The organism is Nocardia stercoris, from assembly GCF_003696265.1.
Classification (GTDB): domain Bacteria; phylum Actinomycetota; class Actinomycetes; order Mycobacteriales; family Mycobacteriaceae; genus Nocardia; species Nocardia stercoris.
Window position 1 is genome coordinate 1 of sequence record NZ_RFFH01000004.1, and the last position, 14,104, is coordinate 14,104.

Annotated in this window: 14 protein-coding genes and 2 rRNA genes; 10 read left to right on the forward strand and 6 right to left on the reverse strand. The window is 69.3% G+C overall.

Features of this window, described 5'->3' with window-relative positions:
- Together EBN03_RS11135 and rrf are read left to right on the forward strand one after the other, a co-directional pair.
- A 23S ribosomal RNA gene (locus EBN03_RS11135) occupies positions 1-84 on the forward strand; the annotation flags it as partial.
- A gap of 58 nt (positions 85-142) precedes the next feature.
- A 5S ribosomal RNA gene (gene rrf, locus EBN03_RS11140) occupies positions 143-259 on the forward strand.
- Between the two features lie 132 nt (positions 260-391).
- Here rrf and EBN03_RS11145 read toward each other — a convergent pair.
- Complete coding sequence (locus EBN03_RS11145) at positions 392-937, reverse strand: hypothetical protein (RefSeq protein WP_122187924.1); 546 nt, start codon at positions 935-937, stop codon at positions 392-394.
- A 234-nt stretch (positions 938-1,171) separates the two neighbouring features.
- Positions 1,172-1,516, reverse strand: coding sequence for a hypothetical protein (locus tag EBN03_RS11150; RefSeq protein ID WP_122187925.1), 345 nt, complete (start codon positions 1,514-1,516; stop codon positions 1,172-1,174).
- A gap of 418 nt (positions 1,517-1,934) precedes the next feature.
- On the opposite strand from EBN03_RS11150, the gene EBN03_RS11155 reads away from it, so the two are divergent.
- From EBN03_RS11155 to EBN03_RS11170, 4 genes are all read left to right on the forward strand, one after another.
- Positions 1,935-2,705: a rhomboid-like protein gene (locus EBN03_RS11155; protein WP_122187926.1), complete on the forward strand. Its 771-nt coding sequence runs from the start codon at positions 1,935-1,937 to the stop codon at positions 2,703-2,705.
- A complete protein-coding gene (locus EBN03_RS11160) occupies positions 2,702-3,421 on the forward strand; it encodes a rhomboid-like protein (protein ID WP_122187927.1) in 720 nt (239 codons plus the stop codon). The genes EBN03_RS11155 and EBN03_RS11160 overlap by 4 nt, the downstream gene beginning before the upstream one ends.
- Positions 3,422-3,509: 88 nt before the next feature.
- Positions 3,510-4,190: an endonuclease NucS gene (gene nucS, locus EBN03_RS11165; protein WP_122188349.1), complete on the forward strand. Its 681-nt coding sequence runs from the start codon at positions 3,510-3,512 to the stop codon at positions 4,188-4,190.
- A gap of 8 nt (positions 4,191-4,198) precedes the next feature.
- Positions 4,199-4,501 (forward strand): ATP/GTP-binding protein, encoded by a 303-nt coding sequence (locus EBN03_RS11170; RefSeq protein ID WP_122187928.1) that lies wholly within the window; start codon positions 4,199-4,201, stop codon positions 4,499-4,501.
- Between the two features lie 96 nt (positions 4,502-4,597).
- Here the strand turns inward: EBN03_RS11170 and EBN03_RS11175 are convergent, their stop codons facing one another.
- Positions 4,598-5,563 (reverse strand): hypothetical protein, encoded by a 966-nt coding sequence (locus EBN03_RS11175; protein WP_122187929.1) that lies wholly within the window; start codon positions 5,561-5,563, stop codon positions 4,598-4,600.
- Between the two features lie 86 nt (positions 5,564-5,649).
- Complete coding sequence (gene mce / locus EBN03_RS11180; RefSeq protein ID WP_233608318.1) at positions 5,650-6,120, reverse strand: methylmalonyl-CoA epimerase; 471 nt, start codon at positions 6,118-6,120, stop codon at positions 5,650-5,652.
- A gap of 140 nt (positions 6,121-6,260) precedes the next feature.
- On the opposite strand from mce, the gene EBN03_RS11185 reads away from it, so the two are divergent.
- The 3 genes from EBN03_RS11185 (at position 6,261) to EBN03_RS11195 (ending at position 8,834) form a co-directional block, all read left to right on the forward strand.
- A complete protein-coding gene (locus EBN03_RS11185; protein WP_122187930.1) occupies positions 6,261-7,442 on the forward strand; it encodes an acetyl-CoA C-acetyltransferase in 1,182 nt (393 codons plus the stop codon).
- Between the two features lie 119 nt (positions 7,443-7,561).
- The gene (locus tag EBN03_RS11190) at positions 7,562-7,927 is read left to right on the forward strand and encodes a DUF3817 domain-containing protein (RefSeq protein WP_407671120.1); all 366 of its coding nucleotides are present in this window, start codon (positions 7,562-7,564) and stop codon (positions 7,925-7,927) included.
- Positions 7,928-7,988: 61 nt separating this feature from the next.
- The gene (locus tag EBN03_RS11195; protein ID WP_122187932.1) at positions 7,989-8,834 is read left to right on the forward strand and encodes a tetratricopeptide repeat protein; all 846 of its coding nucleotides are present in this window, start codon (positions 7,989-7,991) and stop codon (positions 8,832-8,834) included.
- Between the two features lie 86 nt (positions 8,835-8,920).
- Here the strand turns inward: EBN03_RS11195 and glgB are convergent, their stop codons facing one another.
- Both glgB and EBN03_RS35005 read right to left on the reverse strand, forming a co-directional pair.
- On the reverse strand, positions 8,921-11,077 hold the full coding sequence (gene glgB, locus EBN03_RS11200) for a 1,4-alpha-glucan branching protein GlgB (RefSeq protein WP_233608319.1): 2,157 nt from the start codon (positions 11,075-11,077) through the stop codon (positions 8,921-8,923).
- A complete protein-coding gene (locus tag EBN03_RS35005) occupies positions 11,074-13,080 on the reverse strand; it encodes an alpha-1,4-glucan--maltose-1-phosphate maltosyltransferase (protein ID WP_122187934.1) in 2,007 nt (668 codons plus the stop codon). Before EBN03_RS35005 ends, glgB begins: the two co-directional genes overlap by 4 nt.
- 207 nt (positions 13,081-13,287) lie before the next feature.
- Between EBN03_RS35005 and EBN03_RS11210 the strand changes: the two genes are divergently transcribed.
- Positions 13,288-14,046, forward strand: coding sequence for a dienelactone hydrolase family protein (locus tag EBN03_RS11210; RefSeq protein ID WP_122187935.1), 759 nt, complete (start codon positions 13,288-13,290; stop codon positions 14,044-14,046).
- The last annotated feature ends 58 nt before the right edge of the window (positions 14,047-14,104 follow it).

A 14,104-nucleotide genomic window follows, 5' to 3' on the forward strand; every position in this document is an offset into this window, starting at 1 on the left:
CAGATCATTGGGTTGATAGGCCGGAACTGGAAGCCCTGTAAGGGGTGGAGGTGACCGGTACTAATAGGCCGAGGGCTTATTAACGAAGGTGCTACGCGTCCACTGTGCGGTTCTGGAGCAACACACGATAGCTCCATAGAGTTACGGCGGTTATAGCGGTGGGGAAACGCCCGGTCCCATTCCGAACCCGGAAGCTAAGCCCACCTGCGCCGATGGTACTGCACTCGCCAGGGTGTGGGAGAGTAGGACACCGCCGGAACATACATTGCCGAGAGCCCCGACCGATACGGTCGGGGCTCTCGTGCGTTCGGGGAGTGTTTCTCGAATTATGAAGGCCCCCAGCTGATGCTGGGGGCCTTCGTGCGTTCGGTGACGCTCACGCGCGGAAGCGCTACATGACAACCACGTGCTGCGGTACGACGTTCGGATCAGCGGCACCGACGGCCGCGCCGACCGCCGCACCCGACAACGCGAAGCTTCCGCCCCCGATCAGGGTGGCTGCCGTGACTGCCAGGGTCGCCGCGGCACCGCCGGCGAGTACGGTGGCGGCACTGCCGGCGGCCTGCAGCAGCAGCACCGGAACGACGGGTCCGGCGGTGAGAGCCACCAATTCGTCGACGGCCGAACCGATTCCGGCGCCGACGACAGCGCCGTTACGGACCGGGTCACTGGGCATCGCCCCTCCGGCACTCCCCAGCGTGCTCGGCGCGGCGGCCGGGACGTCCGGGTTCTGGATCGCGTCGCTGTTCTGCGCGGTCGGGTTGTCCGCGATGTTCTGCAGTGCGAGCGGCGCGGTGGCCGGCTGCACCGCCGGGTCCGGCTGCGCGACGGGGTCGGCGGCCGCGGCCCCGGCACCCGCCAGCGTGACGGCAGCGGCCAGCGGTAGCGCGGCGGCGATGAGCAGACGGCCGGTGCCGGCGGAGACTCGTCGAGTCATGAAATATGTCCTCCCCGACGCCCGAACCGCAGGCCGGTATCGAACGAGACACGCCCCCAACCGAATCGGACGTCAAAGCCTGATTCGTACTCGGATATCTGTACCGGACCGCGCACACCCGCGCAATCCGGCGTCCGGTGATCAGGACTTCGAACGCGCCATAGCCGAGCGTCCCGGTATTGCGGTCAGGGCTCTTGCCTCCCGGTCGACGAATCCGATTGGTGCGCTTATCACTCAGGGCAGGACCTGCGGCACCACGTCCGGGGCGAAGAGGCCGACGAGTGCTCCGATTCCGGCACCGGCCACGCCGTCGACGACCGCCTCCAGCGGTACGGTGATCGGTGCCATGAAGACGCCGAACAGACCCTGGAAGGCGCCGAAGGCAGCGCCGATCCCGGCGCCCAGCGCGGCACCGTTCTGAATCGGGTCGGGGAACTGCGCGTTCGGGTTGGTCGCGATGTCCGCGGCCGGGGTGGACGCGGGTTCCGCCGATGCGACGCCGGCACTCAGGCCGATCGTCAGCGGAACGAACGCGATGAAGCAGGCGCGGCGCGCGGCCGCAGCGAGGGTACTGGTCATGGCGCGACAGTAATGTCGGTCCGCTGTCTCGTCGGGGCGTCGAATCGGGTGTCGCCGAATCGGTCCGAATCACCGGCGCAATAATCGTTTTCGCCGGAATTCCACTGCTGAGCGCAACCGGCGAATTGGGCAGTATTGTGCCGGGGGTTGCACATCGGAGCCCGCATTCTCGATGCGACGGCCGCCTCCAATTCGGGTCGACCGGATCGGCTGGACCCACACCGCCGCGTCCTGAACCTCGGTTACCTGCGGAATTCGCCCGTTAAGGTCCTGTATCCGCCGGGGCGAGGTCCCTTGACGGCCGGTACGCTCACAGGGCTCTCCCAGCCGACGGCGAGGATGCCTGTAGGGCCGGGCTTCAGTATGGAAGCGATCCGGTGATGCGCCGGGAGTCCGTCCGTACCGAGGAGGCGAGAACATGGTCGTGCTGGAGACGCCGCGTGCCGACGCGGGATCCGGGCTCGTGCTCGCGTCCACCCCGCACACGCACCGCCGGCTGGGCCGGCTGCTGCTACCGGTCACCTGGGGGTACGCCGCGCTGCTGGTGGCGGTGACCGTGGCCGTCGCGTCGGCTGACGAGGCCACCCGGTCGAAGCTGGTGCGGCACGCCAGCACCAACCTGCACAACCTGCTGCACGGCCGGCTGGGCACGTTGTTCTCCAGTGCCTTCGTGATCGGCGACAGCGTCACCGCCCTGGTGGTTATTCCGCTGCTGGTGTGCCTGCTGGCCCTCGCCGAACGGCGCTTCGGATCCGCACGCCTGGTCCACATCTTTCTGTCCGGGCACGTCGGTTCCACCCTGCTGGTGGCGGCCGGGCTGCTGTTCGCCGTGCGCCACGGCTGGGTGTCGGCCGCGGTCATGCGGGTCGACGACGTCGGCATCAGCTACGGCGCCATGGCGTTGATCGGCGCGTTCGTGGCGGTGGTCCCGGCTCGCCTGCGGGTGGCCTGGATCGTCTCCTGGCCGGCCGTGGCGGTCGCCGGCATGGTGCTGGGCGGGACGTTCACCAACGTCGGCCACTTCGTCTCGGTCTGCATCGGCCTGCTGGCCGGAGCGTGGCTGTGGCGCACGGGCCGGATCACCGCCATGCGCGGCGGCCGGATCACCGCGCTGCGCTGGTCCGCGCGGATCGATCTCGTGTTGCTGGCTTCTGCGGCAGTGCTCGGGTACACCATGCTGATCGGGTGACGATCTTCGGCGGCACCCGACGCGGTTCCGGTGTGGTGCCGTCGGCGCGGGCCGGTGGCCGTCGCTGGTTGCCGGTGACGGTCGGTTACACCGCGGCGCTCGCGCTGGTGTCGGCGCTCTGGGCCGGAGCCGACCCGGACATCCAGCTGCGGACGATCGCGGACACCAGCACCAATCTCGACAACCTCGCTCACCACCGGTTCGGCACGCTGCTGACGAGCGCGTTCGTGATCGCCGACAACGGCACCGCGCTGCTGGCCGTACCGTTGCTGGCGGGCCTGCTGGCCCTGTCCGAGCGGCGCTTCGGTTCCCGGGCCACGGTGTCGGTGTTCCTGACCGGTCACGTCGGCGCGACGCTGCTGGTGGCGGCCGGGCTGTGGTCGGGGGTGCGGCGCGGCTGGTTCGACGCCGACGTGTGCTACGCCGTCGACGTGGGTGTCAGTTACGGCGCGATGGCGGTGTTCGGCGCCGTGGCGGCGGTGGTGCCCGCGGTGTGGCGCGCGCCGTGGACGGTGGCCTGGCTGGCGGTCGCGCTCGAGGGCGTGGTGCGGGGCGGCGATTTCACGAATGTCGGCCACCTGCTGTCCTACCTGCTGGGTTCGGTGGCCGGTCTCGTGCTCGCCCGGAACTCGCCAGCCGCACGTTCGCCCAGCTGGCTCGACCTGCAACTGCTCGCGTGCGGCGCCTTCCTCGCGAGTGCCTTCCTGCCCGCGTGAGTATCGGGTGCGCGCTGCCCGTTGCGCGGGAGTCGCGTCCGAGGTACCCGTTGTTCGGTGGGCGGCCCGCTGTCCTAGAGTGGCCCGGGTGCGCCTCGTGATTGCTCGTTGTCAGGTCGACTACGTGGGTCGGCTCACCGCTCATCTCCCGATGGCCCGCCGGCTGCTGATGATCAAGGCGGACGGCTCGGTGCTGGTCCACTCCGACGGCGGTTCCTACAAGCCGCTGAACTGGATGAGCCCGCCGTGCTGGCTGGAGGAGCGGGATTCGGAAAGCGTTGAGCCGGCGAAGCTCTGGGTGGTCACGAACAAGGCCGGGGAGGAACTGCGGATCACCCTGGCCGAGATCGAGCACGACTCCGAGCACGATCTGGGTATCGATCCCGGCCTGGTGAAGGACGGCGTCGAAGCCCACCTGCAGGAGCTGCTGGCCGAGCACATCGAAACCCTCGGTGCCGGTTACTCGTTGATCCGCCGCGAGTACATGACCGCGATCGGCCCGGTCGACATCCTGTGCCGCGATTCCACCGGTGCCACGGTCGCGGTGGAGATCAAGCGGCGCGGTGAGATCGACGGCGTGGAGCAGCTGACCCGGTATCTCGAACTGCTGAACCGGGATCCGCTGCTGGCGCCGGTGACCGGCGTGTTCGCCGCCCAGCAGATCAAGCCGCAGGCTCGCACGCTCGCGACTGATCGCGGAATTCGTTGTGTCACTCTCGATTACGATGCGCTGCGGGGCACCGAGAGCGACGAGTTCCGGCTCTTCTGAGGTTCCGTATGCCCAGACGAAGGCCGAAGCGGCCGAATCCGCGGGGGGACCGGGAACCGCGCCCGATCGGGGACGTCTTCGGCCGCACCGAATCCGGTCCGGGTGACGACGAGAACTATGTCGTGCGAACCGTTTCCGGTGCGCGGGCGGTGAAGACCTATCGCTGCCCGGGCTGTGACCACGAGATCGCGCCCGGCACACCGCATATCGTCGCCTGGCCGGCCGACGGCGGCGAGGACGACCGCAGGCACTGGCATACCGGTTGCTGGCGCGGCCGTCGGACCCGCACCATCACCCGCCGCTGGTCTTGACCGAAACATGAAGGCCGCCTCCGGAATCCGGAGGCGGCCTGGGTCGGAATGGGTCTAACTTTTACGTTGTCGCCCTACTGGTGTGGTGCGCGTCGATCAGGCTTTCGCGTCTTCGAGAACGTCTTCCTCGGAAGAGTCCGCGATGGCCTTCTGCCGGCCGTTGGAGGGCTTGCCGGCCAGGGACCGGGCTTCGGGTGCGCCGTCGAGCAGTTCGCTCTCGCGGTTGACCGCGGCCAGCATGGCCGGCACCGAGTCGAGCTGACCACGAATACCCAGCAGCTGGGCCAGGACCCGGCCGCGCAGCACCCGCATCTCCTCCGCCAGTTCCTTGGCGTGGGCGATCTTGCGGTCGGCGGACTGGGTGGCGTTGTTGACCAGGCGGGTGGCCTCTTCGGTCGCTTCCTTGATCCGCTGTGCGGCATCGGCGCGGCTGGAGGCCTCGAGCTCTTCCATGGCCTTGGTGAGCTTGGTGCGACGCTCGGCCATGGTGGTCTCGAAGTCCTGCTGGGTGGCCTTGCGCTTGGCTTCGGCCTCCTTGGTCAGGCGGTCGGCCTCGGCGTTGGCCGCTTCGATGATCTTGGTCTGCTCGGTGCGCGCGTTGGTCAGCGTCTTCTCGAACTCGACCTCGAGCGCCTCGCGCTTCTCCTGAGTCTCCTTCAGCAGGGACTCGTACTTGCCGCGCATCTCGGTCGCCTGCTGCTCCGCGATCGAGATCATCTCGGCCGCTTCGGCCTGCGCCTGCGCGCGGACCTCGGAGGCCTCGTCGGAGGCCAGCCGCAGCATGCGCGAGATGCGGTCACTCATGCCCTCGGCAGTGGTCGGGGGAACCGACAGCCGGTCGACCTCCTTGCGGAGCTCGTCGATCTCGTCGCGCGCATCCTCCAGCTGGGCGGCCAGGTTACGGGCCTGGGCGGCGGCGGCATCGCGATCGGTTGCGGTGACCCGCAGCTCGGCATCGAAACGGTCGAAATAGTTACTCACCTCGTCGCGGTCGTAACCCTTCCGAACTACGGAGAAGGGCAACGCAACGAAGCGATTGCGATCGGGCTCAGTGGACGACATGCCCCACAAACTACAGCCTGTGGTGCGGGCATGCGGACTCGACCGGGAATGTCGTTACGACAAGTTTGCGCGGCCGGAATCCGCTACTAGTGAGTAGGATTGGCGCTGGGCTCGACCAGCTCGATGAGCACACCGCCAGCATCCTTGGGGTGCACGAAGTTTATCCTCGAACCCGCCGTGCCGCCGCGAGGCGCGTCGTAGAGAAGTCGCAGCCCGCGTGCACGCAAATGAGTCGCGACGGCCTCGATGTCCGTGACCCGGTAGGCCAGTTGCTGCAGGCCGGGACCGTTCCGGTCGATGAACTTCGCGATCGTCGATTCCTCGTTGATCGGGGCCAGCAACTGCAGGGCAGTCGCGCTGTCCGCCGCGGCCGGCAGCGAGAGCATCGCCTCGTGCACACCCTGGGCCGCGTTGACCTCGCGATGGGTCTCGACCATGCCGAGGTTCGCGGCGTACCAGGCGACGGCGGCGTCGAGGTCGGGAACCGCGATTCCGACGTGGTCGACGGCGATCACATAGTCGCCGGGAATGAATTCGGACGTTTCGGTGGCACTCACCCTTCGAAGGTAGCGCGACCTCGTGCCCGATGAGGTGGTGGTACCGGTTACCGTGGAGTAGGTACTTGGGCCGGTCCTGGATCCGGCATCTCGTACCGTGGCGAACGTCCAGGGTCTGATCCACAGAAGCGAGGCACATCGTGACCACAACCTCCGTCATCGTCTCCGGTGCGCGCACCCCGGTCGGCCGGCTGCTCGGCGGTCTGAAGGACTTCTCGGCCGCACAGCTGGGCGGTATCGCCGTCAAGGCCGCGCTGGAGAAGGGTGGCGTCGCGCCCGAGCAGGTCGACTACGTGATCCTCGGTCAGGTGCTGCAGGCCGGTGCCGGGCAGCTGCCCGCCCGCCAGGCCGCCGCGGCCGCCGGTATCCCGCTGAGCGTGCCCTCGCTGCTGATCAACAAGGTCTGCCTGTCCGGGATCAACGCGATCGCGTTGGCGGACCAGCTGATTCGGGCCGGCGAGCACGAGATCGTGGTGGCCGGCGGCATGGAGTCGATGAGCCAGACCCCGCACCTGCTGCCCAAGAGCCGCGAAGGCTTCAAGTACGGCGACACCACCCTGGTCGACCACATGGCCTACGACGGCCTGCACGACGTGCTCACCGACCAGGCCATGGGCCTGCTCACCGAGGAGCGCAACGACCTCGACAAGGTAAGCCGAGAGGACCAGGACGCCCTGGCCGCCCGCTCGCACCAGAACGCCGCCCGCGCCTGGAAGGACGGCCTGTTCGCCGACGAGGTCGTGCCGGTGCCGGTCCCGCAGCGCAAGGGCGACCCGATCTACGTCACCGAGGACGAGGGCATCCGCGCCGACACGACGGTCGAGTCGCTGGGCAAGCTGCGCCCCGCCTTCCGCAAGGACGGCACGGTGACCGCAGGTACCTCCTCGCAGATCTCCGACGGCGCCGCCGCGGTGGTCGTGATGAGCAAGGCGAAGGCCGAGGAGCTCGGGCTGAGCTGGATCGCCGAGATCGGCGCCTCCGGTCAGGTCGCGGGCCCCGACTCGACGCTGCAGGACCAGCCGGCGAACGCCATCCTCGCCGCCTGCGCGAAGGAAGGCATCACCCCGGCCGACCTGGACCTGATCGAGATCAACGAGGCGTTCGCCGCGGTCGGCGTCTCCTCGATCCGCAAGCTCGGCTACGACGAGGACAAGGTCAACGTCAACGGTGGTGCGATCGCGATCGGCCACCCGCTCGGCATGTCGGGCGCCCGCATCCTGCTGACCCTGGCCCACGAGCTCAAGCGCCGCGGCGGCGGCGTCGGTGCCGCGGCCCTGTGCGGTGGCGGCGGTCAGGGTGACGCCCTGATCATCAAGGTTTAGGAAGTATCGACCGGTCCGGACCGAGCAGGACATTCCTGCTCGGCCCGGACCGTTGTGCTGCCCACGGTGTGACGGGTCCAACTACGAATGGTCGTAGAAGGTCCGGCACAATGGGGGTCATGTCTCTCTTCGATCTGAGCACCACTGCCAAGCGGTTCCGCTTCGTCGCCGTGCTCGAGGCGATCTCGTGGGTCTTCCTGATCATCGGCATGGTGTTCAAGCGGTTGGAGCACCCGGTGCTGTGGCCGGTGAAGGTCTTCGGCATGACCCACGGCATCATCTTCGTCGCCTTCGTCGTGGTGACGATCCTGGCTGCCCGAGAGCTGCGGTGGTCGCCCGGTGTGACCGCACTGGCCCTGGTGTCGAGCATCCCGCCGTTCTGCACCGTGCTGTTCGAGGTGTTCGCGGTGCGCAAGGGCCTGCTCGGTGAGCTGAGCGCGAGCCCGATGGGTGCCGCCCCGGCGTCCGCCGCTGTGGGTTCGTGACACACTGGAGATCGTGACCCGACCTGCCGCTCGCCGTCCCTCACCCGCCGCTGCCGCTGCCATGTCCGGTGCGGTCGACCTGTCCGCGCTCAAGCAGCCGCCCGTCGCGGCCGGTGACATCCCCGCCGCCCACGCTGTGACCGAGGCCGACTTCGAGGCCAAAGTCCTGCAGCGCTCCATGCAGGTGCCGGTGATCGTGGCCATGTACTCGCAGCGCAGCCCGGGCAGTGTCGAGCTGGTGAAGCTGCTGGAGCGGCTGGTCGGCGAGTCCGGCGGGCAGTGGGATCTGGCCACCGTCGAGGCCGAGGCGAACATGCGCATCGCGCAGGCCTTCGGCGTGCAGGGCATCCCGACGGTGATCGCGGTGGCCGGTGGCCAGCCGCTCGCCGACTTTCAGGGCGCGCAGCCCGAGGAGCAGGTCACCCAGTGGCTGTCGGCGGTCGTGGACGCGGTGCGCGGCCAGCTGCCCGGTGTCGGCGAGCCCGCACCCGAGCCGGAGGACCCGCGTTTCGTCGCGGCCGAGGAGGCCATCGCCAACGGTGATCTGGCCGGCGCCGAAGCCGCCTACGAGGCCATCCTGGCCGCCGAGCCCGCCAACGGCGAGGCCAAGGCGGCGCTGCGTCAGCTGCGCTTCTACTCCCGCGCCCGCGACCTCGAGCCCGCCGCGATCGCCGCGGCCGACGCCGCCCCCGACGACATCGACGCCGCGTTCGCCGCCGCCGACCTGGAAATGTTCAACCAGGAGCCCGAGGCCGCCTTCGATCGCCTCATCGGCCTGATCAAGCGCACCGCCGGCGACGACCGCACCCGGGTCCGCACCCGCCTGATCGAGCTGTTCGAACTCTTCGACGCCGCCGACCCGATCGTCAAGGCCGCTCGGCGCAAGCTCACCACCGCGCTGTACTGACGCCGCGAATTCTGTCGGCCTGCCTCGTCTTTCGATGAGGCAGGCCGATTGCGTTGCGGCCCTTTGGCTGCGGACGGGCCCCGCCGCTACTCCGGCGCGAGCCAGATCGCGCTGTTGGGGGCCAATGTGACTGTGGCCGAGGCCGGGCGCCCGTGCCAGGGTTCGGCGACCGCGTCCACTCCACCCAGGTTGCCGATTCCGCTGCCGCCGTAGGCGATCGCGTCGGTGTTGAGGATCTCGCGCCAGCGGCCGGTACTGGGCAGGCCGAGGCGGTAGTCGCGCAGTTCGGCGCCGGAGAAGCTGAAAACGCAGGCGACGACCGCGGATTCACCGGTGCCGTGGCGGAGGAAGGCCAGCGTGTTGTGCTCGCTGTCGTCGGCCTCGATCCACGCGTAGCCGCCGGGCGAGGTATCGCGGGACCAGAGTGCCGGGTGGGCCCGGTAGGCCGCGTTCAGGTCCCGGACCAGAACCGAGATGCCCTGGTGCAGCGGATTTTCCAGCTCGTGCCAGTCCAGTCCGTCGTCGTGGGACCACTCCAGCGACTGTCCGAAGTCCTGGCCCATGAACAGCAGCTGCTTGCCCGGGTGCGCCCACATGTAGGACAGCAGGACGCGCACCCCGCAGGCCTTGGCCCAGTCGTCGCCGGGCATCCGTGACCACAGTGTGCCCTTGCCGTACACGACCTCGTCGTGGCTGATCGGCAGCACGTAGTTCTCGCTCCACGCGTACACCGTCGAGAAGGTGATCTCGTTGTGGTGCCAGCGGCGATGCACCTGGTCGCGGGCCAGATAGCCGAGCGTGTCGTGCATCCAGCCCATGTTCCACTTGAAGGTGAACCCGAGGCCGCCGACATCGACCGGCCGGGTCACCCCGGGCCAGGTGGTGGACTCCTCGGCGATCGTCACAACGCCCGGATAGCGTTCGTGCACAGCGGCATTCACCTCGCGCAGGAACTCGACGGCCTCCAGGTTCTCCCGCCCGCCGTGGATATTGGGTTCCCAGCCGCCGGACGGCCGCGAATAGTCCAGGTACAGCATCGATGCCACGGCGTCGACGCGTAGCCCGTCGATGTGGAATTCCTCGATCCAGTACCGCGCGTTGGCGACCAGGAAGTTGCGCACCTCGTGTCGGCCGTAGTTGAAAACGTAGGTGCCCCAATCGGGTTGCTCACCGCGCCGCGGATCCGCGTGCTCGTAGAGCGCGGTGCCGTCGAACCGGGCCAGCGCCCAGTCGTCGCGCGGGAAGTGCGCCGGTACCCAGTCGAGAATGACGCCGACCCCGGCTCGGTGCAGCCGGTCGACGAAGTAGCGGAAGTCGTCCGGGGTGCCGAAGCGCGCGGTCGGCGCGTAGTACCCGGTGACCTGGTAACCCCACGAACCGCCGAACGGGTGCTCGGCGACCGGCAGCACCTCGACGTGCGTGTACCCGTGCGCGGTGACGTACGCGGCCAGCTGGTCGCCCGCCTCGCGATAGGACAGGCCGGGCCGCCAGGAACCCAGGTGCACCTCGTAGACGCTCATCGGATCGTTGACCGGTTCGGACCGGGCGCGGGCGGCCAGCCACGCGTCGTCCTGCCAGATGTGCTCGCGTTCGGTCACGATCGACGCGGTGGCCGGCGGCACCTCGCCGGTGAACGCGAACGGGTCGGCGTGGTTCGTGGTACGCCCGTCCGCGCCGTGCACCCGGTACTTGTACAGCGCGCCCGGCCCGATCCCGGGCACGAACACCTCCCACACGCCCGACCCGCCGAGCCGCCGCATCGGGGCGGCGTTCCCGGTCCAGCCGTCGAAGTCGCCGATCACCGCCACACCGCGCGCGTTCGGTGCCCACACCGCGAACGAGGTGCCGTGCACCGGGCCGCCGGGTGTGTCGTAGCTGCGGGGATGCGCCCCGAGGACCTCCCAGAGTCGTTCGTGCCGGCCCTCGCCGAGCAGGTGCAGATCCATCTCGCCCAGCGTCGGCAGGAACCGGTAGCCGTCGGCGTCCACCACTGTGCGGCCCTCGGGATAGACGGCCAGCACCCGGTAGTCCCCGACTTCGGCGTAGGGCACCATGCCCTCGAACACGCCGTGCCCGAGGTGCTCGAGCGGATGCTCGGCGTCGCCGATCCGGATCGCGACCGCCTCGGCGTGCGGCCGCAGCACCCGGATCTCGGTGCCGTCGGCACGGCGGTGCGCGCCCAGGACCGTGTGTGGGTCGGGGTGCGTACCGGCCGCGAGCAGCAGCAGGTCCCGCCGGTTCACGGGTGAAAGGTCCTGCGGTAGGCCAGTTCCCGGCGTGCCGCCGCCGACACCGGCGGCAACGTGAAGATGTGCGCGGCCGCGTGCACCGGGTCGAGACGAACGTAATTGGTTTGGCCCCAGTGATATTCGGCGCCGGTCACCTCGTCGAACACCACGGGGTGGTCGTGCCATTCGCGGCCGATGGCCGGCATGTCCAGCGACACCATGCCCTGTTCGGCGCCCCACGGGTTGAGGTTCACCACGATCAGCACCGCGTCCCCGGTCCCCGGATCGACTTTCGAGTACGCGAGCAGTGAGTCGTTGTCGGTGTGGTGGAAGGTGATACAGCGCAATTGCTGCAGCGCCGGGTGCGCGCGCCGGATCTGGTTGAGCCGGGTGATCCACGGCTCCAAGGATTCTCCGCGGGCGGCGGCCGCGGTGAACGGGCGCGGCCGCAGCTCGTACTTCTCCGAGTCGAGGTACTCCTCGCTGCCGGGGCGCACGGCCTGGTGTTCGAACAGCTCGAAACCGGAGTACATCCCCCAGGTCGGGGCGAGGGTGGCGGCCAAGGTGGCTCGGACGGCGAAGATTCCGGGCCCGCCGTGCTGGAGGCTCTCGTGCAGGATGTCGGGGGTGTTGACGAACAGGTTGGGCCGGGCCTCGTCGGCCTTGGCGGCCAGTTCGCGGCCGAACTCGGTCAGCTCGTGTTTGCCGACCCGCCAGGTGAAATAGGTGTAGGACTGGCCGAATCCGCGCCGGGCCAGGCCGTAGAGCCGTGCCGGGACGGTGAACGCCTCGGACAGGAAGATCACGCCGGGGTCGGTGATCCGGATCTGGGCCAGCAGCCATTCCCAGAAGTCGGCCGGTTTGGTGTGCGGGTTGTCGACCCGGAAGATGGTGACGCCCAACGCGATCCAGTGCCGCACCAGGCGCAGCACCGCGGCGTAGAGACCGTCGGGATCGTTGTCGAAGTTCAGCGGATAGATGTCCTGGTACTTCTTCGGCGGGTTCTCCGCGAAGGCGATGGTGCCGTCGGGCAGCGTGGTGAACCATTCCGGGTGCTCGGTCACCCACGGGTGGTCCGGTGCGCACTGCAGTGCCAGGTCCAGGGCCACTTCAATGCCCAGTTCCTTTGCCGTGCCGACGAATTCGACGAAGTCCTCGACGGTGCCCAGCTCGGGGTGGATGGCGTCGTGGCCGCCCAGCGCGGAACCGATCGCCCACGGCGAGCCCACGTCACCGGGCTCCGCGGTCAGAGAGTTGTTGCGGCCCTTGCGGTTCACCTCGCCGATCGGATGCACCGGCGGCAGGTAGACCACGTCGAAACCCATGGCCGCGATCCGCGGCAGGTCCGCCGCCGCCGTGGCGAAGGTGCCGTGCACGGGCCGGCCCTCGCTGTCGCGGCCCCCGGTGGACCGCGGGAAGAACTCGTACCAGGAGCCGTACAGCGCGCGGGTGCGTTCGACGAGCACCGTGTGCTCGCGACCCCGGGTGACCAGCTCCCGCAGCGGCGTCTCGCGCAGGATCTCCCCGACCTCCGAGCCGAACGCCGGCCCGACCCGCGCGGGCAGCTGCGCGTCGCTGCGCAGGGCGGCGGCGGCATCGGTCAGCAGCTGCCACTGGGCGCGGGGCACCGCCTGGGCCGCGCGCTCCAGCAGCCGGGCACCCAGTTCCAGATCGTTGGCCAGGTCGGCCGCGCTCTGGCCGACCGCCAGTTTGGCTTCGACCGCCGCCCGCCAGGTCGTGATCGGGTCACTCCAGCCCTCGATTCGGTAACTCCACAACCCGGGCTCGGTGGGGGTGAACACGGCGTTGTACACGTCGGGCTGGTATTCGGGCTGCATCCGGATGCGCTGGGTGCGGCCGCTGCCCGGGGCGCGCACGGCCAGCGTCGCCGCGACGGCGTCGTGCCCCTCGCGCCACACCACGGCGCGAACCGGAAATACCTCGCCGACCACGGCTTTGGCGGGGTACCCACCGGGAATCGCCGGTGCGGTGTCGTCGATGGCGATGCGGCCGGTCACCGCACCACCCTAACGGCTGGATCGGACCGCCGGGGGCAGCCGCAGCGCGCACCGGCCGACAGGCGACCCCGACGCGGCCGGATCGAGCGCCGGCCGCCCGGCCCCGGCGTGCACCGGGCGGTCCGGCCCGCGAATCCCCGATCAGGCACCCACCCGGTGCTACGGTGTCGGATTGCCGTGCCGGATTCCGTCAGGAAGGTGCCCCAGATGACTGCGGTACAGGGTGCGTCGGTGGATGTGCAGACCTCCGACGGTGTAGCCGACGCGTACTTCGTCCACCCCGCGGACGGTGCCGCGCACCCGGCCGTACTGGTGTACACCGACGCGTTCGGGCTGCGGCCCGTGGTCCGCGCCTTCGCCGACGATCTGGCCGCGCAGGGCTATACGGTCCTGGTGCCCAACCTGTTCTATCGCGCGGGATCCGCGCCGGTGCTCGAACTGCCGGGATATATCGACACCTCGGTGCGTCACGACGTCTTCGACTCGATCCGCCCGCTGATCGCCGCGCTGACCCCCGCCACCGCCATCTCCGATGCCGGTGCCTACCTGGACTTCCTGGCCGCCGCACCGCAGGCCGCGCCGGGTCCGGTCGGGATCGCCGGTTACTGCATGGGCGCCCGCCTGGGCTTGCGCACCGCGGCCGCCTACCCGGACCGGGTCGCCGCGGTCGGCTGTTTCCACGGCGGGAACCTGGCCAACGACGCGCCCGACAGCCCGCACCTCGAGGTGGGCGCGATCACCGCGGAACTGTATTTCGGCCACGCCGACCAGGATCCCTCGCTGCCCCCGGCCCAGATCGAGCGCCTGGAACAGGCCCTCCAGACCGCTGGTGTGCGCTATGCCGCCGAGGTGTACCCGGGCGCGCACCACGGCTACACCCAGCCCGATACCGCCGCCTACAACGCCGAGGCCGCCGACCGGCACCGCACCGCGCTGCTGGCGCTGTTCGAGCGCACGCTGAAGTAGACGCGGCACGGTTCGCTCCGGCTCGTAGCCGCCGCCGGAGATGTCCGGACCTGTAGTG